General features: G+C 63.4%; 24 protein-coding genes. 14 read left to right on the top strand and 10 right to left on the bottom strand.

Annotated features, from left to right (window positions below; all coding sequences use genetic code 11):
* Positions 1 to 2: 2 nt before the first annotated feature.
* Both NKH80_RS03195 and NKH80_RS03190 read right to left on the bottom strand, forming a co-directional pair.
* The gene (locus NKH80_RS03195) at positions 3 to 1,097 is read right to left on the bottom strand and encodes an ABC transporter ATP-binding protein (RefSeq protein WP_352507130.1); all 1,095 of its coding nucleotides are present in this window, start codon (positions 1,095 to 1,097) and stop codon (positions 3 to 5) included.
* 251 nt (positions 1,098 to 1,348) lie between these two features.
* Positions 1,349 to 2,236, bottom strand: coding sequence for a LysR substrate-binding domain-containing protein (locus NKH80_RS03190; protein WP_254819437.1), 888 nt, complete (start codon positions 2,234 to 2,236; stop codon positions 1,349 to 1,351).
* 75 nt (positions 2,237 to 2,311) lie between these two features.
* On the opposite strand from NKH80_RS03190, the gene NKH80_RS03185 reads away from it, so the two are divergent.
* Together NKH80_RS03185 and NKH80_RS03180 are read left to right on the top strand one after the other, a co-directional pair.
* Positions 2,312 to 3,904, top strand: a complete 1,593-nt coding sequence (locus NKH80_RS03185; RefSeq protein WP_352507178.1) for a zinc-binding metallopeptidase family protein — start codon at positions 2,312 to 2,314, stop codon at positions 3,902 to 3,904.
* A gap of 33 nt (positions 3,905 to 3,937) precedes the next feature.
* On the top strand, positions 3,938 to 4,870 hold the full coding sequence (locus NKH80_RS03180; RefSeq protein WP_352989590.1) for a dimethylarginine dimethylaminohydrolase family protein: 933 nt from the start codon (positions 3,938 to 3,940) through the stop codon (positions 4,868 to 4,870).
* 12 nt (positions 4,871 to 4,882) lie between these two features.
* On the opposite strand, the gene NKH80_RS03175 is transcribed toward NKH80_RS03180, so the two are convergent.
* Complete coding sequence (locus NKH80_RS03175) at positions 4,883 to 5,890, bottom strand: ornithine cyclodeaminase family protein (protein ID WP_352507132.1); 1,008 nt, start codon at positions 5,888 to 5,890, stop codon at positions 4,883 to 4,885.
* Between the two features lie 160 nt (positions 5,891 to 6,050).
* Between NKH80_RS03175 and NKH80_RS03170 the strand changes: the two genes are divergently transcribed.
* The gene (locus NKH80_RS03170; RefSeq protein ID WP_352690359.1) at positions 6,051 to 6,512 is read left to right on the top strand and encodes an Lrp/AsnC family transcriptional regulator; all 462 of its coding nucleotides are present in this window, start codon (positions 6,051 to 6,053) and stop codon (positions 6,510 to 6,512) included.
* A gap of 118 nt (positions 6,513 to 6,630) precedes the next feature.
* On the opposite strand, the gene NKH80_RS03165 is transcribed toward NKH80_RS03170, so the two are convergent.
* Complete coding sequence (locus NKH80_RS03165; RefSeq protein WP_352705684.1) at positions 6,631 to 7,014, bottom strand: YybH family protein; 384 nt, start codon at positions 7,012 to 7,014, stop codon at positions 6,631 to 6,633.
* A gap of 161 nt (positions 7,015 to 7,175) precedes the next feature.
* Positions 7,176 to 7,925: an SDR family NAD(P)-dependent oxidoreductase gene (locus NKH80_RS03160; protein ID WP_352989587.1), complete on the bottom strand. Its 750-nt coding sequence runs from the start codon at positions 7,923 to 7,925 to the stop codon at positions 7,176 to 7,178.
* 96 nt (positions 7,926 to 8,021) lie between these two features.
* Here NKH80_RS03160 and NKH80_RS03155 point away from each other — a divergent pair, with 96 nt between their 5' ends.
* Positions 8,022 to 8,915 (top strand): LysR family transcriptional regulator, encoded by an 894-nt coding sequence (locus tag NKH80_RS03155; protein WP_352989584.1) that lies wholly within the window; start codon positions 8,022 to 8,024, stop codon positions 8,913 to 8,915.
* 79 nt (positions 8,916 to 8,994) lie between these two features.
* On the opposite strand, the gene NKH80_RS03150 is transcribed toward NKH80_RS03155, so the two are convergent.
* Positions 8,995 to 9,414 (bottom strand): VOC family protein, encoded by a 420-nt coding sequence (locus NKH80_RS03150; protein ID WP_352989581.1) that lies wholly within the window; start codon positions 9,412 to 9,414, stop codon positions 8,995 to 8,997.
* 217 nt (positions 9,415 to 9,631) lie between these two features.
* On the opposite strand from NKH80_RS03150, the gene NKH80_RS03145 reads away from it, so the two are divergent.
* Positions 9,632 to 10,834 (top strand): MFS transporter, encoded by a 1,203-nt coding sequence (locus tag NKH80_RS03145; protein WP_352989578.1) that lies wholly within the window; start codon positions 9,632 to 9,634, stop codon positions 10,832 to 10,834.
* 88 nt (positions 10,835 to 10,922) lie between these two features.
* Here NKH80_RS03145 and NKH80_RS03140 read toward each other — a convergent pair whose 3' ends face one another.
* A complete protein-coding gene (locus tag NKH80_RS03140; protein ID WP_352705678.1) occupies positions 10,923 to 11,825 on the bottom strand; it encodes a sigma-70 family RNA polymerase sigma factor in 903 nt (300 codons plus the stop codon).
* 18 nt (positions 11,826 to 11,843) lie between these two features.
* On the opposite strand from NKH80_RS03140, the gene NKH80_RS03135 reads away from it, so the two are divergent.
* The 6 genes from NKH80_RS03135 to NKH80_RS03110 all read left to right on the top strand — a co-directional run bounded on the left by NKH80_RS03135 (position 11,844) and on the right by NKH80_RS03110 (position 19,126).
* On the top strand, positions 11,844 to 13,436 hold the full coding sequence (locus NKH80_RS03135) for an MFS transporter (RefSeq protein WP_352884529.1): 1,593 nt from the start codon (positions 11,844 to 11,846) through the stop codon (positions 13,434 to 13,436).
* 226 nt (positions 13,437 to 13,662) lie between these two features.
* Positions 13,663 to 13,998 (top strand): hypothetical protein, encoded by a 336-nt coding sequence (locus NKH80_RS03130; protein ID WP_352690348.1) that lies wholly within the window; start codon positions 13,663 to 13,665, stop codon positions 13,996 to 13,998.
* Positions 13,998 to 15,191: an acyltransferase family protein gene (locus tag NKH80_RS03125; RefSeq protein ID WP_352989575.1), complete on the top strand. Its 1,194-nt coding sequence runs from the start codon at positions 13,998 to 14,000 to the stop codon at positions 15,189 to 15,191. Before NKH80_RS03130 ends, NKH80_RS03125 begins: the two co-directional genes overlap by 1 nt.
* Positions 15,192 to 15,193: 2 nt before the next feature.
* On the top strand, positions 15,194 to 16,297 hold the full coding sequence (locus NKH80_RS03120; RefSeq protein WP_352989573.1) for a glycosyltransferase family 2 protein: 1,104 nt from the start codon (positions 15,194 to 15,196) through the stop codon (positions 16,295 to 16,297).
* 63 nt (positions 16,298 to 16,360) lie between these two features.
* The gene (locus tag NKH80_RS03115) at positions 16,361 to 17,332 is read left to right on the top strand and encodes a glycosyltransferase family 2 protein (protein WP_352649671.1); all 972 of its coding nucleotides are present in this window, start codon (positions 16,361 to 16,363) and stop codon (positions 17,330 to 17,332) included.
* A gap of 9 nt (positions 17,333 to 17,341) precedes the next feature.
* Positions 17,342 to 19,126 carry an ABC transporter ATP-binding protein gene (locus tag NKH80_RS03110; protein ID WP_502900901.1) on the top strand — a complete coding sequence of 595 codons (1,785 nt, stop codon included), beginning with the start codon at positions 17,342 to 17,344 and terminating at the stop codon, positions 19,124 to 19,126.
* Positions 19,127 to 19,976: 850 nt separating this feature from the next.
* Here NKH80_RS03110 and NKH80_RS03105 read toward each other — a convergent pair.
* Positions 19,977 to 21,998, bottom strand: coding sequence for a diguanylate cyclase (locus NKH80_RS03105; RefSeq protein WP_352989570.1), 2,022 nt, complete (start codon positions 21,996 to 21,998; stop codon positions 19,977 to 19,979).
* 477 nt (positions 21,999 to 22,475) lie between these two features.
* On the opposite strand from NKH80_RS03105, the gene NKH80_RS03100 reads away from it, so the two are divergent.
* Together NKH80_RS03100 and NKH80_RS03095 are read left to right on the top strand one after the other, a co-directional pair.
* Positions 22,476 to 22,697 carry a hypothetical protein gene (locus NKH80_RS03100; protein WP_254819423.1) on the top strand — a complete coding sequence of 74 codons (222 nt, stop codon included), beginning with the start codon at positions 22,476 to 22,478 and terminating at the stop codon, positions 22,695 to 22,697.
* 112 nt (positions 22,698 to 22,809) lie between these two features.
* Positions 22,810 to 23,514, top strand: coding sequence for an SOS response-associated peptidase (locus tag NKH80_RS03095; RefSeq protein ID WP_352989567.1), 705 nt, complete (start codon positions 22,810 to 22,812; stop codon positions 23,512 to 23,514).
* Here NKH80_RS03095 and NKH80_RS03090 read toward each other — a convergent pair.
* Both NKH80_RS03090 and NKH80_RS03085 read right to left on the bottom strand, forming a co-directional pair.
* Positions 23,511 to 23,771, bottom strand: a complete 261-nt coding sequence (locus NKH80_RS03090; protein WP_023677293.1) for a hypothetical protein — start codon at positions 23,769 to 23,771, stop codon at positions 23,511 to 23,513. The two genes, NKH80_RS03095 and NKH80_RS03090, sit on opposite strands and share 4 nt — an antisense overlap.
* A 3-nt stretch (positions 23,772 to 23,774) precedes the next feature.
* Positions 23,775 to 24,035, bottom strand: a complete 261-nt coding sequence (locus tag NKH80_RS03085) for a hypothetical protein (protein WP_352989564.1) — start codon at positions 24,033 to 24,035, stop codon at positions 23,775 to 23,777.
* Positions 24,036 to 24,171: 136 nt separating this feature from the next.
* Here NKH80_RS03085 and NKH80_RS03080 point away from each other — a divergent pair, with 136 nt between their 5' ends.
* The gene (locus tag NKH80_RS03080) at positions 24,172 to 24,351 is read left to right on the top strand and encodes a hypothetical protein (protein ID WP_352989561.1); all 180 of its coding nucleotides are present in this window, start codon (positions 24,172 to 24,174) and stop codon (positions 24,349 to 24,351) included.
* Positions 24,352 to 24,415: the final 64 nt, after the last annotated feature.

Here is a 24,415-nt window from a genome sequence, read left to right as displayed (position 1 = left end):
CGTCATTGTCCTCCGTCCGGAAGGAGGAAGCCTTTCTCCGCCGGCCAAGTCAGCCACACGGAATTGCCCTTGCTGAGCGCGGAAGCGGCAACCTCGTTCGGCACCGAGACCGTGACCTTGGCGCCTTGGTGCGTCGTCAGATCGAGCCGCGTCGCAGCGCCGAGATAGGTCGAGGCGACGGCAGTCGCGGCAATACCGTTCTCGCCCGCTGCCGCCTCGCGTGCGATCGACATGTATTCGGGCCGGATCGCCAGGATGGCGTCGCCACGGACCTTCTCGGCCTTGCAGCGCATGCTGATCGCGCGGTCTTCGCAGAGGCCGGTCGAGCCATTGTCGGCCGGGCGCACGCCCTTCAACGGCAGCATGTTGATCTCACCCAGGAACTCGGCGACGAAGCGGTTGTCGGGCCGGTCGTAGACCTCGTCGGGCGCGCCGACCTGCAGCAATTTGCCATGGTTGAAGATGGCGACGCGAGACGACAAAGCCAGCGCCTCGCTCTGGTCATGGGTGACGAAGACGAAGGTGGTGCCGGTCTCCTGGTGCAGCCGCTTCATCTCGGCCTGCATCTGGCCGCGCAGGCCCTTGTCGAGCGCCGAAAACGGCTCGTCAAGCAAAAGCACGCCCGGCTCGAAGACCAGCGCCCGCGCCAGCGCCACCCGCTGCTGCTGCCCACCGGACAATTGCGACGGCAGTTTCTTTTCGTGGCCCTTGAGCCCGACGCGCTCGATCATTTCGCCGACGCGGCGCTTGATCTCGGCCGCCGATTTCTTGCGTACCTTGAGTGGGAAGGCGATATTGGCCTCGACCGACATATGCGGGAACAGTGCGTAGCCTTGGAAAACCATGCCGGCGGCGCGCTGCTCGGCCGGCCGCTCGGTGATATCGACGCCGTCGCTGTAAAGGCGACCGTCGGTCGGCTGAATGAAGCCGGCAAGGATCATCAGGAAGGTGGTCTTGCCGGAACCGGAGGGGCCGAGCAGGGTAAGGAACTCACCACGGCCGATATCGAGCGTCAGATCGTCCAGCGCACGGAACGAGCCGAAGCTCTTGCCGATCCCGATTGCCTTGATCTCTGCGGCCCGGCCGGGTTGCTGCATCCTGCCCTTTCCTTAGCGTAGGCGAAATCGTAGGCAGGGCGGCGGCTTACCGCAACCGAATAGTTTTCGCCTGATCGGCAAATTTGATTCATCTATGCGCCAATCTTGGGGAGATTTCGCCGAAGGCGACGGAGGGGGGCGTCTCGCGTGAAGCGCCAACTTCCTCTTTCTTCGAAAATCAGACCGGGCCGAGCCCAGCCAAGCGACCCCCTCTGGCCGCTTCGCGGCCATCTCCCCCTCAAGGGGGGAGATTAACGCTGGTTCTCCGACAGCTTCGACCTCAGCCACCGCCCAAACGCCTCCAGCACCGGATGCGCCGCCTTGGCATGTTCCGAGACCAGAAAATACGAGCGCGGGGAATTGATCGCTATGTCGAAGGGGCGCACCAGCCGGCCTTCGCTCAGTGCCCGGCCGCTGGTCAGTTCGTCGCCCATGGCGATGCCCTGGCCGGCGATCGCCGCCGAAAAGACCAGGTTCATGTCGGAAAAGAAGATGCCGCCTTCCGGGTCGGGGTTCTCGACCTTGGACAGCGCCAGCCAACGCGCCCAGTCCTCGGTGTCACCGAGATGCAGGAGATTGGCGCGCAGCACGTCTGCCGGCTTGGAGAAGCCGCCGATCTTGTTGAGCAGCGTCGGGCTGCACAGCGGCGTGAACGAGATTTCGCACAACAGCTCGACCGCGCGGTTCGGCCAGTTGCCGACGCCAAAGGCGATGAAGGCGTCGGCCTCGGCATTGCTGACGTCATCGAGGCGGCGCGGCGTCAGGATGCGGAGCGCGACATCTGGATACATCTGCCGGAATTCGCCAATGTGAGTGCACAGGAAAAGCGAGGCGAAGCCAGGGGTGCAACTGACGCTGAACGAACCGCCGACGCCGGTGCCGGCATGGCGCGTCACCGCGTCACCCAACACCGTCAGCGCCTTGCGCACGTCGCTGGCATAGCGCTGGCCACGCGGCGTGAGCGCCACGCCCTTGCCGATGCGTTCGAGCAGATCGAAGCCGAGATCGCGTTCGAGCAGGCGCAATTGATGGCTCACCGCACTGCGGGTCAGATGCAGTTCGTCGGCGGCGCGCCAGACGCTGCCGTGGCGGGCAAAACTGTCGAGGGCGCGCAGCGCCTGCGTCGAGGGAATTCTCAAGAGGTGAACCGAATTTGCATGAGCCGGGAAAACATATCACTTTTTGGTGGGGCGCTTCACTGCTTTCTTTCCGCCATGGAGAAACCGGTGACCTCGGCACAAGCGACCGCGCTTGCCTGTCTGGACGACATCCAGCCGTCCCTGTCGGCGTGGACGCGGACCATCTTCGACTTCGGCGAGACCGCCTGGCGCGAATACCAGTCGGCCGCCTGGTATGTGGAGCAGTTGAAGCACGAAGGCTTTTCGGTCGAGGAAGGCTCCGGCGGTATGCCAACGGCCTTCTGCGCCCATTGGATCAACGGGACCGGCCCGACGATCGGCATGTACGCCGAATACGACGCGGTGCCGGGCAATTGCCAGGACGCGGCAACGGTGAAGCGACCGCGTCCCGGCCTCGGCGAACAGGCGGGCGGCCACACCGATCCGCATTCCGGCCTCGGCATTGCCAGCCTCGGCGGCCTTTTGGCGACCAAGGCAGCAATGCAGCGCCACGGCATATCAGGCACGCTGCGCTTCACCGGCGAGCCGGCGGAGAAGGTGCGCGGGTCAAAGCCGATCCATGCGGCGAAGGGCTATTACGATGGGCTGGCGGGTATGATCTCCTTCCATCCTTTCTACATGCTGCCGCTCTGCAACACGGCGCGCTGGGACACGCATTGCGGTGCGGCCTATGCGATGATCCACCGCTTCATCTGCGACGAGCCGGAACATTGGGCGAGGGCAGCGGGCACCGCAGCACCCATCCCGCAGGCGCATTCGGCGGTCAGGGCGCCCGGCGCCAACGACGCGCTCATGATGATGTACATGGCGTCCAAGGCGCTGCGCGATTCCATGCTGCCGCATCAGGGCGGCTGGTCGATCAGCGAGGCGATCCTGACGGCGGGCCAGGCGACCGCCGACAATCTGCCGGCCGGGCTGGCCGAGATCCAGTACATGATCCGCGTGCCGACGCTTGCTATGGCCGAGCAGGTCACCGCCATGCTCGACCGCAATGCGGAAGCCGCAGCCAGGATAAGCGGCTGCCGCCATGAGCGGCACTGGGTGTCGAAGTCGCGGCCGGGGCTGGCCAATCACGTCATGGCCGGCATTGCCTTCGACGCGCTGGCGGCAGTCGGGCCGCCGCGCTGGGACGAGACGGCCAAGGCGATCGCCCGCGAAATCCAGGTCAATGCCGGCGGCGAGGCGAGCGACGAACCGTTCATCGCCGAGCTGGAGCGGCTGATTGCGCCGCAGGATGCAGAGGCGCTGCTGCGTCGCGACCTGCCGCCATCGCAGCTCAATTCGACCTCCGACGACTACACGGACATGTCGTGGCATACGCCAACGGCGCGGTTCTATGTCGCCCGCCCGGCACTGCGCTCGGAGAATGGTCACGCCTATCCGGGCTGGGCGATGAATGCGCTGGGCGGCATTTCTGCCACCATCGACCCAATGGTCATCTGCGCCGCAAAGACCATTGCGCTCGCGGCACTTCGCTTGTTGGAAGACGAGGCTGCGCGCGACGCGGCGATGGACGAATTCGTCGCCCGAACCGGCGGTGGCATCGGCGGCTCGAACTGGATCGCCCCGCTCTGCGACTACGATCCGCCGATCGGATTTCGCTGGCCGGAATACATCACCACCCCGCGCGGACGGGATTGGTGGATACCAAGCAACCAAGCCGCATGATCAACCAGCCGCCCCCATCACGAGGAGAGACCCATGACCGTCCATGACCGCATCGTCGCCGAGCCGTTTTCGCTGCAGCGCCGCAACCCGGCGGGCGGCACCAAGCCGTTGACCGCCTGGGGCTTCGCCAACGAGACCGACGTGCTGACCGACGTGCTGCTCGGCTCGCCGAATTTCCTGCGTCATCTCTCGACCAGCTCGCTGTCGCGAAAACATCTGCGCGAGGCGCCTTGCAACCTCCAGATCGCGCAGGCACAGCACAAGGACCTGGCCGCCGCCTATGAGCATTTCGGCGTCAACATCCACTGGCACGAGCCGACGCCGGAGCTGCCGATGCAGGTCTATTCGCGCGATTCCAGCGTCATGACGCCCTACGGCGCCATCATCACCGCGATGGCCCAGTGGTGGCGGCGCGGCGAGAACTACGCGGCGATCCGCACCTATGAGAAGCTCGGCATCCCGATCTACGACATGGTCACCGCCGGCACCTTCGAAGGCGGCGACTTCAATGTCATCGAGGATGGCGTGGTGCTGATCGGCTGCGGCGGCGCCCGCACGCAGGAGGAGGGCGCGCGCCAGGTGCAGGCCTGGTTCGACAAGGAGGGCTGGGAGACCCGCATCGCCTTCATCGACGAATATTACGTCCATATCGACCTGATGGTGGTGCCGATTGCGGAAAAGCTGACGGCCGTCTGCCTTGCCTGTACGGAGCCCGGCATCGTCGACTGGCTGAAGGGCAAGGGCCACGAGATTATCGACGTGCCGTTCCAGGACACGATGGCGCTCGGCTGCAACTTCATGTCGCTGGGCAAGGACAGGGTGATCGCGCCGACTTCGAGCCAGACGCTGATCGGCCAGCTCAAAGCGCGCGGCTTCGAGGTGGCCGCCATCGACATGAGCGAAATCTCGAAGACCGGCGGCGGCATCCACTGCATGGCACAGGCATTGAAGCGCGAGCCTGCGTGAGGCGGCACGCGCCTACAGCACGACGAGCTTTCCCTTGCGCAGACGCCGGGCGCAGCAATAGGCCAGGTCGGCGGCGACCATGTCTTCCATCGCAATGCCCATCGCCTTGTAGGTGGTGATCTGCTGATCCGAAACGCGGCCCGGCGCGCGGTCGAGTAGCATGGCGCCAAGCTCGGTGCCGAAATCCGGGTCGAAGCCGGCAAGCTCGCAGGAACCGACCGGGGTCGGTTTGAATGCATCCTTGGTTTCGACAAAAAGACTGGATTTGGCGATGAGCTCGATCGGCATTTCACCGCGGGGCGGCGCCACCCCGACCGACGAGACATGCGTGCCCGGCTGGACCCAGCCTGCGTCGATCACCGGCTGATAGGAGTGGGTCGCCAGGCACACCACGTCGGAACTGCGCACTGCCGCCTCGAGGTCGGCGACCGCCACCACCGACGGGTGCAGCCGGGCAAGCGCTGCCGCATCGTCGAAGCTCTTCGAAGCGACGCGGATTTCGGTAAAGTCCCGCACCAGCGGCAACAAATGGAGATGCTGGTTGGCCTGCACGCCGGCGCCGACCACTGTCGCTATCCTGGCATCCCGGCGGGCAAGCGCGCGCACCGACAGCACAGCGGAGCCGGAGGTTCGCACCGCCGTTATGAAAGTGCCGTCCATGATGCAGACCGGCAGGCCGGACAGCGGATCGAACAGGCTGATGGTGGCGAGGTGGCTGGGCAGGTTCTTGGCCAAGTTGCCTTCGAAGACATTGACGATCTTGACGGTCAGGTTCATGCCTTCCATCCAGGCCGGCATGGCGAGGCTGTAGCCGGCTCCGGGGATGTCGAGCTGTGGCCGGGGTGGATTGACAACCTTACCTTGTGACAGCGCCTTGAAGCCGTCTTCCAGAACATCGAGAAGCTGGCTGAGGTCGATGCACGCCATCACGTCGGCTTCGCTCAGCACCAGGATCTCGGTCGCTCCCTTGCTGATTTCCGCCGCACTCTTGCCGGCTGGACTGAACGCTTCCTTGGTCATCCTGCACTCCCTTTGTTCGTCGAAATCGGCTCACCCCGTTTGCTTCGCGTGGGTGAGGGAAGTGCAAGCTATTGCGAGGTTTCATGTGATGAAATACGTTGATTTTGGCATCTCTGCGTGAAATCAACACATAAATCCCTGAGATAGAGTGGATTGTGAAATGGACGACCTCGACCAGATAGACCGCAGCTTGCTCCGGCTGCTGCAGGAGGACGGGCGCCGAACGACGCTTGATCTGGCCGGGCGTATCGGGCTGTCGCCGACCGGAACCAGCCAGCGGGTGAAGCGCCTGTTCCGCGACGGGTTCATCACCGCGGTCAGAGCCGTGCTCGATCCGCGCAAGGTCGGCCGGGGAACGCTGGTGTTCATAGAGGTCCGGCTTGACCACACGGCGCCGCATGTCTTTGACCGTTTTGCCGAAGCCGTGGCGAAAGCCCCGGAGGTTCTGGAGTGCCATATGGTGGTTGGCGGCTTCGACTATCTGGTCAAGGCGCGGATCGCCGATATGGCGGTGTTCCAGGACTTCCTGCAGCGGGTCATCCTGCCGCTGCCGGGTGTGCGCGAAACGCACACTTTCGCCTCCATCGCCGATGTCAAGCAGAACGCCCTCTTGCCCGTGTGATCAGGTAGAGGAGGAACACTGTTCAGGGCGGCTTGCATCGCATCCTCGCCATCTTATCGGTCCCCCTTGGCCGCTCTCCCTTTGCCCGCCTTCCGGTGCAGGATGTCGGAGACCGGCGCTAGCCTTGCGCAGTCAGCAGGTTCGCGTCGCGCGCGAGCCGCCACTCACCGTCTGCCTCCTTGCGCAGCAGCGTCAGTGCATATCCCGATCGATGGACCGGCTCGCCATTCGGCGGAGTCGCCGTCATGTCGATGCGGCTGCGGATGAAGGCCCAATTGCCGAGAAGCTGTAATTCCACGATATCGCTGGTGCCGTCGATATGAACGCCGGCCGTCTCCCGCGCGGCTGCCGCGAAGATCTCCTTGTCGAAGGGTTCCCGGCCGGGAACCATGAAGATCGCGTCGTCCGTCATCAAGCTGAGCACGGTCGCAATGTCACCACGCTTGCTCGCATCCATCCACGTCTCGACCAGCCTTCGGATTGCTTTTTCGTCGCCCGTCATCCGTTACCTCCTTGGCATCTAGCGGTCATCGATAGCGCACGGCGCTCCTCCCTTGCTGAGAAACATAGGGCTTGGATCCCCGTCGTCATCGATTGCGGTGTTCCTCGATGTCACGCTGCGGGGGCATGGTCCGTAAAACGGCAGGTCCGCGCCCTGCATATCTATCGCCAGCCGCCCGAGGCGGTGATGCGCTCGCCGGTCAGCCATGACGCTTCGTCGGAAGCGAGGAACACCGCGACGCGGGCGACGTCGTCGGGCAGGCCGAAGCGGCCGAGCGGGGTCATGGCGACGATCTGTTTTTCGAAGTCGCTGCCGACGATGCCGATACGCTCGAGGCCTTCGGTGTCGACGCCGCCGGGCGCAATGGCGTTGACGCGGATATTGCGGGCGCCGAGTTCCCGCGACATCGACAGCGTGATCGTGTCCACCGCTCCCTTGGTGGCGGCATAGACGAGCGAGTTCGGCTGCGGATTGCGGCTGGCGACCGAGCTTATGTTGATGATGCTGCCGCCGCTCGGGCCAAAATGGCTCACTGCTGCTTGCGTGGTCAGAATGATGCCCAGCACATTGGTGTCGAACTCACGGTGGAACTCGGCCTCCGTCACCGCTTCCAGCGGCTCGAATGCGAAGACGCCGGCATTGTTGACCAATATGTCGAGCCCGCCGAACTCTGACTTCGCCGCCTCGAACAGGCGGCGCACGTCGGCCGATTGCGATACGTCGCCCTGGACGGCGACGGCGCGGCCGCCACGGTCCTCGATCTCCGCGACGACGCGGTCGGCGCCTTCCCGTGACGAGGCGTAGTTGACGACCACCGCGGCACCGGCCGTGGCAAGACCCTTGGCAATGGCGGCGCCGATACCCTTGGACGCGCCGGTGACGATGGCGACCTTGCCGTTCAGCTTGCTCATCAATCTCTCCTTTGTCGACGATGAGCGGTATTTAATGGTGATCAAAAAGCGTATTAGGATCATTATGATCCATTCTTTCGTGCCTGGAATTCCGGAATGACGACCATCCTCGAAAAGACCGCCGGTCTCGTCGCCTTCGTCCGAACCGTCGATGCCGGCTCATTCCATGCCGCCAGCCGGCTGGTCGGCTCGAGCCCATCGGCGGTGTCGAAAAGCGTGGCACGGCTCGAGCGGCGGCTCGGGGTCAGGCTGATCCAGCGCTCGACGCGTCAGCTCGGGCTCACCAGCGAAGGCCTCGCCTACTACGAGCGGGTGGCGCCGCTGCTCAGGGCGCTGGACGATGCGGAAGACATCGTCCAGGTGGCCGATATGGCGCGCGGCCTGCTGCGCGTTACAGCGCCGGTCGAGCTCGGGCGCGGCCTGATCGCGACATGGGCGCAGGCGTTCCTTGCGCAGCATGGCGAAGTGAAAGTCGAGCTCAGCGTCACCGACCGTCACGCCGATCTGATCCGCGAAGGCTATGACGTTGCCGTGCGCATGGGGGCGCTGTCGGACACGGGGCTGGTTGCCCGCAAGATCGCCAATCTGCCGATCGTGCTGGTGGCCTCGCCGGCGTATGTCGAGCGGCGCGGCCGTCCGGCATCGGTCGAGGATCTGGCGAACCATGACTTCATCCGCTACCAGATGGCCGGCCGGCCCTATCCGGTCACCTTTGCCGACGGTACGATGATCCTCCCGGATGGGCGGCTCGATACCGATGATGGCGGCGCCATCCGCAATGCAGCACTTGCCGGTGCTGGAATAGCGCATCTGATGCGGTTTGCGGTGCAGGGCGATCTCGACGCGGGCCGCTTGGTCCGCATCCTGCCCGAGGTGGCGATGCCGACCATGCCGGTGCACATCGTCCATGCCTACGGGCGGCAGCTACCGGTCCGGGCGCGGCTCTTCGTCGACTTCCTGGCGAGCCAGATGGCGGCGCTGACGCGATAGGGCAGACGCGGTCTGACGCAAGCACCCAGGTTTGCAGAGACCAACCGTGCCGGCCGGTGCGAACCACCTTTACCGGAAGCTAGAAAGTGATCTTCACTGAATCGGCGCTGCGGCTGGCCGGGCCGTGGTGGACGGCCTCGATGTTGTTGCCGTCGGGATCGAGCAGGAAGGCGGCGTAATAGCCGGGATGGTAGGATCGCTCGCCCGGCGCACCATTGTCGGTGCCGCCGGCCTCAAGCCCGGCCTTGTAGAAGGCATCGACCATCGCACGGTCCTTTGCCTGGAAGGCAAGGTGATGGCGCCCGGTCAGCTTTCCCAGGGCCGCCGGGCTGTCGGGGCTGGAAATGAACAGTTCGTCGGCCCAGAAATAATCCTCGCCGGCGCCACCGATCGGTATGCCGAGCACGTTGAGAACTGCCTCGTAGAAGCGGCGGCTGGCCTTGAGATCCCTGACCACCAGCTGGAGGTGGTCGATGAGACGGCCGCGATGAAGTTCCATGCCCGATAGCTCCTGATGGCCAGGCTGGAAATCTAGCTCGGGACGATGCACGGTCAATGCATTGGAGCAGTTGAGCGGCGCAATTTCCTGACTGGATAAAAAATGCAACCGGATTGTCGGATTCAAAACATCTCCAACGTCCTTCGGACGCAAGCGGCTCGGCGAAGCTCGAAAAGGTCGTGCCGTATCAACGCTTCCGGCATGGGAGAAAATTGAAATGAGCCTTCCCTATCGTTGGGTTATCGTCGCGGCTGGCGCGCTGATGACCTGTGTCGCTCTCGGGGCGATGTTCTCACTGGCGATCTTCCTCGAACCGATGGCGCTCGACACACAATGGTCGCGCGCCGGCATATCGAGCGCGATGACGCTGAACTTCCTGGTAATGGGGCTCGGCGGCTTCGCCTGGGGCGCCATTTACGACCGCTTCGGCGCCCGCATCGTCGTCATGACCGGCGCCGTGCTGCTCGGCCTGGCGCTGGTGCTGGCCAGCCGCACCGGTTCGCTGCTCGTTTTCCAGTTGGCCTACGGCGTGCTCGTCGGCCTCGCGGCAAGTGCCTTCTTCGCGCCGATGATCGCGCTCACCTCCGCCTGGTTCGACACGAACCGCAGCCTCGCCGTCTCGCTGGTCTCGGCCGGCATGGGCGTGGCGCCAATGACCATCTCGCCCTTCGCGCGCTGGCTGATTTCGGCCTACGACTGGCGCACCGCGATGTTCGACATCGGCATAACCGCGTGGGTGCTGCTACTGCCGGCCGCGCTTCTGGTGCGCCGGCCGCCCAAACCCGCTGCCGAAGGCGCTGCCCCAAGCGTTGCCGCCGAGGGTGCCGGCATGACGGTTCCGCAGGCGCTGCGCTCGCCGCAATTCATCGTGTTGGGACTGACCTTCTTTGCCTGCTGCGCGGCCCATTCCGGGCCGATCTTCCATATGGTGAGCTATGCGATGCTGTGCGGCATCGCGCCGATGGCGGCGGTCAGCATCTACAGCATCGAGGGCCTGGCAGGGCTGGGTGGCCGGCTGCTTTACGGCGTGCTCGCCGACCGGCTGGGCGTCAAGCCGGTGCTGATCACCGGGCTGGCTATACAGGCCGTGGTCATCGCAGCCTATCTTGCGGTCAGCGAGCTTGGTCAATTCTACACGCTCGCCGTCATCTTCGGCGCCACCTATGGCGGCGTCATGCCGCTCTATGCGGTGCTGGCGCGCGAATATTTTGGCCAGCGCATCCTCGGCACCGTGTTCGGTGCCGTAACCATGCTGTCCAGCCTTGGCATGGCTTTCGGCCCGCTCGCCGGCGGCATGGTGTTCGATGCCTATGCCAGCTATTCTTGGCTGTTCATCGGCTCGGCCCTTGTCGGGCTTGGTGCGATGGCGATTGCGATCGCCTTCCCGCCGCTGCCGCGCAGGGAGTTGCAACCGGCTTAAAGCAGGATCGACGAAAAAGGGCGGCCGCTTGGATGGCAAGCGGCCGCGATCCTGGCAGTGGTTGTTCGGCATTATGAAACGCGAATTGCTATGCCCGCAGAGGCACTACTTCGGCGCCATCAAGCGTGTAGCGCGCATAGCGGAAATCGCGAATTCTCGCCAATCTGTCGCCCGCCCATTCCAGCAGGATAAAGTATTTTGGCCCTCCGGCCGGGTCATCCCGATCGATCACAAGAATGGCTGGGTGCCGATCGACCTGGCCTGGAAGCAGTTGCCAATCGTGGATACCCGCGTAATTGTGGAAGTATCGGCCCACTTTCGCGCGGCCGCTCGCCCGGAGCCGGTTGACGAGGTCAAGCCGCACGTCTTCGGCCAACATGTCGCGGATCGCATCGAAGTCGCGGGCGTTGAACCGATCTACGTAGGCTGCCAGACGCGCCCGCTCGGGCTCGGTCAACACCGGCACAGGCCGATCGTCAGGCTGGCCGGCGACCTCGCGCAGGCGCAGACGGCCGCGATGCAGAGCGGCTTTCACCGCCGGAACGCTGCTGTCGATAATGTTGCCGATCTCTTCGATCGTATAGCCGAGCACATCCATGAGGATGACGCTGCTACGCTGCGCCGCGGGCAGCCGCATGAAGGTCTGCAGGCTTGCGGCTGCAGTGTGACGACCCTCGGCCGACATACCGGGGTCAGGTATCATGTCGATATCGTCGACGGCATGCGCGGCATCCGCCCTGGCGCGACGGCGCAGGTGGTCGAGCGCGGCATTGTGCGCGATGCGGAACAGCCAGCCCTCGACATTGGCTATCGGCCCGCTCCCGGGGAACGCCTCGAGCGCCTTGACCGTAGCTTCCTGAACGACATCCTCGGCATCGATCACCGAACCGGTCATGCGGGCGCAGTAACGGTGCAGTTTCGGCCGCAATTCGCCGAGCAGCCGGTCAAATGGCTCCCGTCCTTCTGGCGTGCCGATTGCGGATCCGGTCATCGCACAAGCGTCGATTTCATGCGTATCTCCCAGGCAGGGCGCCCGCCATCGCGGGCAGCGTCCTATAGACGCTCGACGATGGCAAAAGGATTCGGTCGAAAAAAACTTTCTTTAGCTGGAATCCTTTGGTGGTGCCTCCGCGTCACTGGATCACGGGCCCGCGAGACTGGCGGGCCATCTGTTCAAGCCGGAGGCGTCATAATCATGAGCAAGCAAAGTGCGGGGTCAACGAAGGTCTGGGTTCTCGCCCTCACGTCGATAGGCTCCTTGATGGTCGTTCTCGATGCGATGGTCGTGGCGACCGCATTGAGCACGATGCGGGTCGAACTCGATGCCTCGCTGGAGACGCTGCAATGGACGATGAACGCCTACAATTTGAGTTTTGCCGTCCTGCTTATGACCGGGGCGGCGCTCGGTGACAGGTTCGGCCGCCGCCGCATCTTCATCGCCGGATTGGCGCTGTTCGTCGCAGCGTCGGTTGCCTGCGCGCTCGCTGGAAATGCCGGATTGCTGATTGCGGCCCGCGCGGTTCAGGGCGCGGGTGCCGCAATGGTCATGCCGCTGGCCATGGCGCTGCTGAGCGTCGCTTTTCCTCCGGAGGAACGAGGCAAGGCGCTGGGTATCTTCAGCAGCATCACCGGCCTGGCGCTGATCATCGGTCCGATGGCCGGCGGTGCGATCTCCGAAGGCCTCTCCTGGCACTGGATCTTCTGGCTCAATGTTCCGGTCGGCATCGTTCTCATCCCGCTGGTGCTGCGTCGGATTCCGGAGAGTCACGGGCCGGGCACGGCAATCGATGTCCTCGGCGTCGTCCTGGTAACTGCGGCGGCATTTGGAGTGGTCTGGGGTCTGATGCGCGGCAACATCGTGGGCTGGAGCAGCTCTGAAGTGCTGTCGGCGCTGACGGCCGGGCTGCTTCTCGCCATCGCATTCGTCCTTTGGCAGTTGCGTACCCGTGAGCCCATGCTGCCTTTGCGGTTTTTCCGGGCGCGCGCATTCTCCTCGGGCGTAGGTGCGAACTTCCTGCTCTGCGCCGCCATGTACGGCCTCGTATTCCTGTTGCCGCAGTTTCTGCAGTTTTCCCAGAGCCGTGGGCCGCTCGGCGCCGGCATGGGATTGCTGCCCTGGACCGCCACGCTTTTTGTGGTCGCACCGATCGCCGGCAGCCTGATCAACCGCGTCGGTGAGCGCTGGCTTGTGGTGGCCGGATTGATCCTGCAAGCGGCCGGAATGGCCTGGCTGGCGCAGATCGCAGCACCTGATTTGCCCTACATCCAGCTCGTCGCGCCGCTGATCATTACCGGCGCAGGCGTATCGATGGCCATGCCTGCCGCGCAGAACGCGGTGCTCAATGCGGTTGCGCGGCCGGAGGTCGGCAAGGCTGCCGGCACGTTCAACACGTTCCGCTTTCTTGGCGGCGTATCTGGGATCGCGATCGCCGGTGCGGTGTTCGCCGGGACCGGAAGCTTCGCGTCCACCGATGCGTTCAGTGATGGCTTCACCTCGGCAATCGACGTCTCCGCTCTGCTCTCGCTCGCCGGTGCGCTCGTCGGAATGGGGCTGCCGGAGCGTCGCACAGTGGCGCTCGCGAACGCGAGCAAGGAGGCGTAACCCGGAGGCGGGAAGCTTGCGCGTGAGTGGGTCCCGCGAAGCAGCCCCTCCTTCAACACGCCTTCCTATTGGCCCGGCGGATGCGAGGGTGCCGCTCGCTATGAGGTCCCACAGCTGGTCGGCGCTCAGGTGCCTGGGGGATCCATCATAGGCCACGCGTCCGAGGCTGAGGACCACGATCCTGTCGGCCAGCGCCCGCACCGTGGAGAGATCATGCGCGACGAGGATGACGCCGGTGCTGCCGGCGGCGATCGAGCGGACGAGCTTCGCGGCGGCGGCGAGCATGTTGCATCGCAGCACCCCTGCCGCCGAAATTGGTCGGCCAAGGCAGGGTGTGAAAATCGTCAAAAATGGACAATTCGGGCTGGTTCCTGCTGTTTCTTGTGCTTTATTAGTAGCGTCTCACGTTCCTGTTTCAAATGTGTCAACTTTTTGTGTTGCGTTGCACAATGGTGGCCCTATTCTGGGTGAGGGGGGCGCTACCGATTGGAAATGCGCCGTGAACGACGCCGCCATGTTGACCGATTGGCAGTTTCGCCGTCCCGCCGGCGTACGCCGCTAATGGGAAATGCGCGCGACACCCAATTGGACGCGCTGAGGGCCATCGCCGTGACGATGGTGCTGTACGCCCACTTCTTCGCGGCCGGAGGATCCTCGTTCTGGGGCCATATTGGCGTGCGCCTGTTTTTCGTGCTGAGCGGCTTTCTGATCACGCGACTGCTGCTGGAAGCCAGAGCGGCCGCCGAATTCGAAACCGGACCGGCGCTGAAATCCTTCTATATCAGGCGGGCGCTGCGGATATTCCCGCCTTATTTCGCCGTGCTGGGTTTCGTCTGGCTGGTGGACCTGGAGCAGTCCAGAGGGTCGCTGGCCTGGCATGCGCTCTATCTGTCGAACTTCTGGTACGCATCGCAGAATGAATGGACGCCCTGGCTGCTCTGCCATTTCTGGAGCCTGAGCATCGAGGAGCAGTTCTACATCGCCTGGCCGCTGATCATCCTGCTGGCGCCGCGCCGGCGCCTGGAATCGATCTGCATCGGCGTTATCGCGCTGTCGCTGGCCTATCGCTTTTATTGGCCGATCGCGGGAACGCCCAGCCTGGCGCGCGACCTGCTGCCGCCGGCGTCTATGGATGCACTGGCGTCAGGCGCGCTGCTCGCCGCCTACCGGTCAAGAGCTGCTGGCTTGCCGCAATGGCTTCGAGTTGGCTGGCCGGGGCTCGCTGCGGCGTTTTTCGTTCTGCAGTGGTTTGCGCCGACGCCTGCAAATCCGGTGCAGGAATGGGGCCTCTGGCTGCTGTTGCAGATCCTGCCTGTCGCGCCGCTGGTGGTCATCGTTGCAAGCTGTTCGAGGGGCATTGGCGGGCGCGCCGGAAAACTTCTCGAACTGCCGCCGCTGCTCGGTTTTGGCCGCATCAGCTACGGCGTCTATCTCTACCATCCCATAGTGCTGGCGCTGGTCGTCAAATCACAGCCGTGGATCCCGCTCAACGTCTCGGAGCAAGGGCCTGGGCGGTTCCTGGTGGCGGGAACGGCAACGCTCATGCTGGCCTCGGCTTCGTGGCTGCTTTTCGAAAAGCCGCTCAACAGCCTCAAGCGCCACTTCCCCTATGTTGCTCGAAGAGTCCCAGGCGCCGCCCCGGCAGGCATCGACGTGGGCAATGCCGGATGGCTTACGGCCGGAGCATATCTGGGTGGACCGCCTGATGGCCCCTCACGCTTGCCACGCAAGCTGCAACGAACCGATCGGGGCTGATCATGGCTGCTCCCTTAGTCTCCGTTCTGCTGCCGATCTACAATGCGGGACCTTATCTGGCAGCTGCGCTGGGCAGCATCCTGCGCCAGGATTACAAGCATCTTGAGGTCATCGCCATCGATGACGGCTCGACCGACAACTCGCTGCAGATCCTGCGGAAATACCGCCAGGCCGACAGCCGCATCTCGATCGTCTCACGCGAAAACCGCGGCCTGATCGCAACGCTGAACGAAGGCTTGGCCATGGCCCGCGGCGATCTGGTCGCCAGGATGGATGCCGACGACATCGCCTATCCCCAACGCCTGTCGCGGCAGGTAGCACTGTTCGACCAGCAGCCTGACCTCGCTCTGTGCGGCGCAAGCTTCGATACCTTGCTCGGCAACCGCATCGTTAGGGGGTCGCCCGATCCGATATTCCACGACAATAGCCTGCGCATATTGTCGATGTTCTTCACGATCTTCATGCATTCAACGGTCGTTTATAACCGGAAGGTCATCGAAGACGGCGTTCTACATTATGACGAGAGCTATAAGCACGCCGAGGATTTCGACCTGTTCAGGCGACTGACCGACCGCTACCCGGCGGCCATGATCCCCGAAAGCCTGATCGCTTATCGAATCCATAACGACAGCGTGACCAACCGGCACAAGCGCGAAATGCGCAGGACGCATTTGAAGATCGTCGCCGAGAACCTCGAGCGCGAAGGACTCGCACAAGAGACGCAAGACCTCCGCGCCATCGGTGAGGTCCTGTCGATGGAGACGATTCGCCGTGCCGCCGAATGGATCCTCGCGCTGGAAGAAAGGATAGCCGCGCTTCCGGCCGAGACGAGGCCGAGCTACCAGGCCGGCACGCTGAACCTGTTCTTTTTCCTCTATCAGCTGATAGCGGGAGAAAGGCAGCCGCTGCTGATGCATGAATTCCTGACACGGACGGCGAAATGGAAGCTCATCCGGCGCCGCGAGCAGTACGTGTTTCGCACCGGTGCTTTCGCGCCGCGCTTCAGTCTCGCCTCGATGTCGGTCACCAGGCAGGTGGATGCCCTGTCGCGGTATCTGCAGTCCGTGCCGGCCGCGGCGGTGTTGCCTTCGAACCAGTTGAGCTAGCAACCCATGTTCGTCAAATCGCACCAGCTCCAGCAACGCGGCCGCTCGATGATGCCGGCGGCCATGTCGCCGCGGCCGCAGCAAGGACCGGTGCCGGCGGTCAGCTTCATTGTCTGCACCCGCGACCGTGTCGCCGTACTCGAGCCCTGCATCAGCTCGATCCAGGCCGCGTGTCGTGCCCATGCCGACTTTGCCGCCGAGCTGGTGGTTGTCGACAACGGCTCGACCGACAGCACGGCCAAACGCCTGGCCAGCATCGCCGAACTGTCGGACATCCCGTTCACTGCCATTTGCGAGCCGCGACCCGGATTGGCGGCCGCGCGCAACGCCGGGCTGGAGCGGGCGCGGGGCCGCGTCCTGGTCTTCGTCGATGATGATTGCGCGGTCCACAAGGATTATCTGCGCGATCTGCAGCGGCACTATGCGGCCGGCGAACGGGTCATCCGCGGTGGCCGCGTCGAGCTTGGCGATCCCCGCGACCTGCCGTTCACCATCAAGCGGTCACCGGTGCGCGCGCGGCTCACGCCGGATGTCCATCCTGGTGGCTTCGTGCTCGGCTGCAATATGACGATGCACCGCGATGTTGCCGCCCGAATCGGGCGTTTCGACGAACGCTTCGGCGCCGGCGGCCCGCTGCGCTCCGCGGAAGATACGGACTATCTCGTCCGGGCCGTGCTGCTCGGCATTCCGGTCGAATACGTGCCCGACATGACCATCTATCACCATCACGGCCGGCGCGACCGCAAGGCCATCGAAAAGCTGCATCGCGATTACAGCATGGGCAATGGCGGGCTTTGCCTGAAGCATATCCGCCACGCGCCGTGGCTGCTTCGGCATTTCTACTGGTCGATGAGGGCAGCCTTGCGCGAACTAAGGAAAGGCCCGCTGTTCGATCGTGAACTCAAGCTGTCGCACTGGCCGATCATCGGCATGAATCTGCTCGGCGCGGCCAAGTTCGCGGTGCTTTTGCTGGCGAGATCGCCAAAGACAACGGAAATGCGACAGGAGCAGCAGGCAAATGCCGAAGCGAGGTGATCCGTCATCATGCGACTGATGCCGCCCTGCCTGCCGATGCTGCGCCGCGCGCTCGGGCAAAAGCAGTTGCGCCTGCTTCCGGCCGTCGTGGTGCTCGGGCTGCTCAGCGCCGCGCTCGAAGGCTTCGGCATCGGCCTGATCATCCCGTTGCTGAACATAATCATGGGGCAGGGGCAGACCGGCATGGCTGGTTTTTCCGCCGTCTTCCAGCATGTCGGAGCGAGCCTGAGCGAGCGCGACCGACTGATCGCCATATCGGTCGCCATCCTCGGCTCGATCGTTCTGAAAAATCTGTTCGCCTACGCCAACACGCTGCTGACCACCTTCATCTACGGCAAGGCCAGCCATTCGATCCGCAGCGCGCTGTCGGAGCAGCTGCTTAGGGTAGGCTACCCGTTCTTCCTGCAGCAAAGCCCTGGACGGCTGCTCAACATCATCTCCAACGAATCCTGGCGGGCCTCGGATGCCATCCAGATCACGCTGGGTGCAATCGTCAACGCATCGGCCGCGATCATCCTCCTCACCTTCCTGCTGCTCCTGTCGTGGCAGATGACGTTGCTGGTCACGCTGGGCCTGGCGCTGGTGCAGGTCGCGCACGCCATGCTGTCCGCCAATCTGAAGGCGCCGAGCCGCAGCGTCGCCTCCCGCAACAGTCAGCTCGCATCACAGATGCTGCATCTGGTGCATGCCGGGCGGCTGATCCGCATCTTCGGCCAGGAGCAACGCGAGAAGGCGGCATTCGACCAGGCATCGGATGCGGTGCGCCGGGCGGCGTTCGTGCTTTTGACGCGTCAGGGAGCGTTGCCGCCGCTGACCGAGGTTCTGCACGCCATGCTGTTCCTGGCGGTGGTGATCGGCGCCTGGTTCGCCAATGTTTCCTTCCCGCTGATCGTCGCCTTCGTCATCCTGCTCTACAGGCTGCAGCCCTATATGCGGTCTTTGCAAATGGCCTGGACACAGCTGCAGGGCCTGAGCGGATCGCTGGAAGAGGTGACGTGGATGCTGGACCCATCCGACAAGCCCGCGCCGCCGCAAGGCAGCGCAGCGTTCCCCGGGCTCAGCCAAGGCATCAAGTTCGAGGACGTCACCTTTACCTATTCCGGCTCGGAGCAGCGCGCGGTGGTGCTGCATGCGGCGAGTTTCGATATCCGCAGCGGCCGCTCGACCGCGCTGATCGGCCGGTCGGGCGCCGGCAAGACGACGATCGTCAACCTTTTGTGCCGCTTCGTCGAACCGGATAGCGGTAGGATCCTCGTCGATGGATCGCCGCTGGACCGCATCGACCCCAGCCAGTGGCGAAAGCACATTGCGCTTGCCAGCCAGGAACTGGAACTGGTCGACGGCACGATTTTCGAAAACATTGTCTACGGCCAGGACGCGGCCTCATCCGACGATGCCGAGCGCGCGGCAAAACTGGCCGAGGCGCATGGCTTCATCGAGCAACTGCCGCAAGGCTACAGGACCGTCGTCGGCTACCGCGGCGTCAATCTCTCGGCGGGACAGCGGCAGCGGATCGCACTGGCCAGGGCCCTGGTGCGCGATCCCGATATCCTGATCCTCGACGAAGCCACCAATGCGGTAGACGGACTGTCGGAGGCGGCGATCGTCGAGACGCTGAAGTCGCGCGCCGGCCGCCGCACCACCATCGTCATCAGCCATCATCGCAGCACCATCTCGTTCTGCGACGACGTGGTGATCCTGAGCCACGGCCGCGTGAAAAAGCAGGCGCCGTTCGCCGCGCTGGCGACGCTCAGTATGGACGAGCTTTACCAGCACGAGGCGCTGGAGGGCTGAGGCCTCGATCCTGCTGCGCGCATTCTGGCCGTCGTGCCGGGTGCAAAGCCAAGCATCTCAGGGGCGAGGAGCCCTCCGCCATGCCTCTCTGCAGGATTTCTGGGATGATGAGTGATCCCGAGCTTACCCCGCTTTCGATCTGGACCATACAGAACCAAGGGTCCGCCTGCCAAATCCAGCAATGGCGAGCGGACCCCAATCAGCGCATGAAGGGACTGATTCTGCGCCGATGTCTCCTCGAGGAGGTGACGCCATCAACTGAAGACGGGCGCAGTTGTTCCCGAAGTTGCCTGTGCACGGGACCATTGCGCAGGCAGGTCAGACTTAGGTCCCTGCGAACGGGCATCGCTGGCTGTGAGTGAAGATCGGATCGGCTCGGTGGTAGCGAAACTTCGTCCGGAGATAGATGCAGCCATCGGGTTCCGGGGCATGCGGCTCGGCGCTGATCATGGGCGTCGATCGACCCCCGCACGGCTGATGCGGAGGGCGCTTGCATTCCTGCGGAATGCGCATCCAATCCGGCGCCAACTGAACTTGTCCAGGCGGTACAGGGCTCAGCGGTCGTCAAGCTGTTGCTAATATGCAGCACAGGCAGTGCTCTATGAACAGCGTCGCTTGGAACCGCTACCTCCGGCCAACCGTTGGTGTCACAATGACAAAATAAAAAAGTGAGGCTGACGATGGACCCGCGGCAAAACAACACGTTGGAGATCTGGTGTCTTGCAGCCGTTCCGCTGTCACTGCTCCTTACGGTGTTATTAGCCGGATTTATTCTTTAGTCGAACCCAACGAGGCCGGCTTGGCCTTCGTGCGAGCGTCGCTTGGCAATCAGCGGCAAGATGGCGTCCGGCTATTTTTTGGGAGCCGTTACCAACTGGATTTGTCGCTCGCCGGGGGCGCTGTTGCGCGCAACCACGACCCGATCGCGACCCTCACCCTTGGCCTCGTAGAGCGCATGATCCGCGGCATTTGTGAGTTCGGCCCAGCCCGCTCCGTGGTCGGGGTAAGCGGCCACCCCGAACGAAACGGTAACAGTGCCCAGCGTCCTGCCTCGATGCGCCAGGTGAAGCTGTCTGATTGCCTGGCGCAGCGCCTCCGCCCGCTCAGCACCCTCTTCAAGCGAGCACCCCGGCATCACAAGGGCGAATTCCTCGCCGCCATAGCGCGATACGACATCGCTATCCCTGGCATGCTCGATCAAGGTGGCGGCAACTTGCTTCAACACCAGGTCACCGGCCTCGTGGCCGAACGTATCGTTGAACTGTTTGAAATGATCGACGTCAAGCATCATGACGACCAATGGCTGACCCGAGCGCTCCATTCGGCGCAGTTCACGGCTGCTGGTCTCCTCGAGATACCGTCTGTTGAACAGACCGGTATTCGGATCGCGGATCGATTGCTGCCGCAGCGTCTCGCGCAGGCGCAGATTCGCCAGCGCCAATGCCAGCGTGTCGACGACGCCGCGCAGGATCTGCTGCCTTTCAGCCAGCCATTGCGGTTTGTCCGCCGCATTCGGTTCACACAAATGCAAGATGCCCAGTGTTTCGCCTTGCGCCGCCAGCGGCATGCAGACGTAACCCTTGCCGCCATTCTCGGTGATATGGGCGCAACGCGGCGACAACATGCCCGGGCCGGCGACATGCTCCTGGCCGCGCCGCAACGCCCAGCAGTCTTCCGGCGCAAATTGGCCAGCGCTCGACCGGACGGCGCCCCAATGCGCTACCTCTTCCACCAGGTTACGCGAGGCGCTGGTCAGGTGGACGGTTCCGCTTAAGCCGCCGAGGAACTCGGCCATGGCGGTGCCGACCACTGAAAACGCTTCAGGAAACGTAACGCAGGCCTGCAGCAGCTCCCCCAGCTTCACCAGACGGGACGTTGTTTCCGACTTCTCGTGCAATTCGCGGTTCAGCCCCGCCAGCTGATCGGCACGCTCGTTCACAACGCTCTCCGCGCGGCGCAGTTCGCTGATGTCGTTGAGCGTGAGGACGAGGCTTCCGTCCGACTTGCTGAGCGGACTGCAGCTCGCGATCACCGGCAAATGCGAGCCGTCCAATTTGGTCAAGCGCACTTCGCCCTGGTGTTGGCGGCCCGAGGTCAAGGCCAGCTCGATGGGAGACGTCCCGGCGGCGAATTCGTCGCCTTTCGGATCACGTATCGTCATGACCGAGCGCCACTCCTGGCCGACGATCTTGTTGGCGCGCCGCCCGATCATCGAGACCGCCGCGGGATTGACGCTGGCAATCCGGCCATCACCGTCGAGGACGGCAATGCCTTCAGCCGCCGTCTCGACGATATCCTCGATGTGGGCCCGCGCCGATTCCAGCTCGGCGGCCATCATGTTGAAGCCGTGCGCCAGCTGCCCGAACTCATCTTTGCCGGTGTAGCTTACACGCGTCATGGCGTTGCCTTTGGCCAGCGATTCCATGCCTCCCATCATGCCAGAAAGGCCGGTACCGAAACGACGCAGCAGTACAGCGGCGAATCCCGCCGCAACCAGCATGGCGGCTGTCGCGCTGAGGCCAACCAACCAAAGCATGTTGCTGGTGCGCCGTTCGGCATCGCCTAGCAACGGGTCGTATTCCAGGAGCACGGCACCGATGATCGTGTCCTCGGGATGTTCGATCGGAACGACCAGCATGTCGTTGGCCTCATGAGCATCCTCAAACCTGCGGGAGATGCCATCTTTCAGAGTCTGGCCGACTTCATCGCCGGCGTCGTGATCGAACTTGTCGCCGACCTTGTGGTCCTCGTCGGAAGCGTGGGCCAGAAGGACCTTGTTGCGATCGACGATCAGGAAATCCCTGCGCGAACCATGGTGCTGATGCTCCAAAAACTCCCGGAGCGCGTCGGGTCGGTCGAACAGCGACGGCACCCCGTCGGATGACCTGAACACGATCGTGTTGGCCAGTTCGCGCGCGACATTGGTCGCTTCGGTCAACCCCAACGCCCTGATCGCCGCCATCTGCGTGAAAATCGCAACGCCGCCGACCACCCCGATCAAAGCCGCGGCGGCCATCATACTGAGAAGGATCTGGCTTTTGATGCGCACGTCACAGGCCCACTGAGAACGACAGCATCATAGATGCCCGATCAAGCCAGCATTTCATTTCCCGCCTTTTATTACCAAATGCTTATCAACGTCCTAACAATTAGCCTGCCCGAAGGCCGGGTTTCGATCGGGTCGGTACGCGGCGCTTGCCCACCGGACCGGTGCGAGGCTGCACATCTGACCTCGCACAGCCCCGGTACGTTTCTTACACAATCTCTGATTGGTGGACTCGCCCGACGCCATCGACGTTAATTTTGCGTTAGCGACAGGAGGGGGGAGATCGCTAAAGGGAGGAAGAAAATGAAAGAAAACTACGATCTGACGATCGACTACGACGACGACGAGCCTTACGACAACAAACCCTACGATCTGGTCACATTCGCGAGAAAGCACGGGCTCAACATGCGAGCCGCCGAGCTTCTCCTTTTCGCCAAGGGTCCGTCCCGAGCGGCCTGCGATGCCGCGGCCAGGGCTTTTCTCGCGGCAGTCGCCGCACAAGCTATGAGACAATCGGCGCGGTAGGTCTCACAAAACCATTGCTGACACGGCCTGCCGTGTCAGCAACCCGACGGACAGCGCTGGAAATTCCGGGCCGTTTCCAACAAGATGCCTGAGCATCCGGGAACGGCCTGAAATGTGCAATCTTTACAATATCACGACCAGCCAGGAGGCCATTCGCCAGTGGACCCGCGCCTTGCGCGATATCCTCGGCAATCTCGAACCCTCCATCGACATCTATCCCAACCAGCCAGGCCCGGTGGTGCGCAATGCGCCGGACGGCGAACGCGAATTAGCCAATCTGCTGTGGGGCATGCCGACGCCACTGGAGCGGGTCAAGGGCAAGGCCGACTACGGCACCACCAACATCCGCAATCCGCAATACGGCCACTGGCAGCAATATCTCGGCATCGAGAACCGCTGCGTGGTGCCCGTCACCAGCTTCGCCGAGCCCAGCCCGACGCCCGGCGACAAGGACCCCGAGACCGGCATTCAGCGCAACTTCTGGTTTGCACTCGGCGAGGACCGCACGCTGTTCTTCTTTGCCGGCCTGTGGACGCGCTGGCAGGGCATTCGCAAGGTCAAGGACGGCCCCGCCGAGCACCAGGTCTATGGCTTCATGACGACCAGGCCCAACGCGCTGATCGCGCCGATCCACGACAAGGCAATGCCGGTGATCCTGACCACGCCGGAAGAAACCGAGGCTTGGCTCAGCGCGCCATGGTCGGAGGCAAGACATCTGCAGCGCACGGCGCCCGATGACGCGCTGGTGATCGTCGACAAGCCGGCGACGCAGATCAAGTTTCCGCAGCAGGCGCCGGCGCAAGGCTCATTGTTTTAGCGCTTGAATTTCTGCAGCACCCAGATGTAGCCCTTGGGCGGATGATCCTGGTCGATGAACTGCGTCTTCACCGTCGTGTCCTTGCGGCTGCATCGCTTGCACCTGAACCTGATCGCTTCCAGCGGTTTGTTCCAGCCCACCACCTGGGCCACGTCATTCGCCCTGAAGCGCCCGACGTGGTAGCAGTGGCCGCACTCCACGATAAGCAGCATGTTGGCCTTGGCGGCACGCCCAACGCTGTCCATCGGCCCGGCCATGGCTCATTTCCGGGTCGAGTAATCCTCGGGGAGGGGAAGCAGGCCAAACTCCGCCATCCGATAATCGGGCTCCTTCTCCGCTACGCTGGCCAGCACCTCGTGCAATTTCTCGACAAGCCCGCAAAGCTGCCAGAACAGCTCGCCATGCGCCTTCAGATGCAGCTGCGACGACAGCACCGTCCGGCGCAGGCTCAAAGCGTCCCTGATGATCGCCTCCGCATCCCTCGCCGACAGCCTGTCGAACCGGCTTTTTCGTCTGCCCATCGCGGCTCTCCTCGATTTGTGAGCAACCGCCCCACCTACTGACAAATAGGAAGGCATTCCTCGCAGAGTCAATTCGCTCTTGACACTTTTGTTCCCGTTTTGTTCAATTTGAACAGAAACTATCGGAGGCATCGCCATGGATTACATCGTGACGCTGGACAGCCGCCAGGAGGCAGCGCTGCAGGCCATCGCCGACAGGTTCATTGCATTGCATAAGGGCGATGCGGTGAAGGCGCTGAAGGAGATGATCGTGCTGAATGGGCATCTGCAGGAGCGGTTGGATGCGGTGGAGAGCCGGCGCCGAGCGATGCGCTAAGAGTGGAGTTGCCAATGTCCAGGAGTGAAGGGCGTTGGACGGTTTCGGTGTCCACCGAGGGTTC

Origin of the sequence: Mesorhizobium sp. M0904 (assembly GCF_040319475.1) — a bacterium.
Taxonomy (GTDB): Bacteria; Pseudomonadota; Alphaproteobacteria; order Rhizobiales; family Rhizobiaceae; genus Mesorhizobium.
Note: the sequence above shows the minus strand (reverse complement) of the source record. Positions and strands in the feature narration are given on the sequence as shown.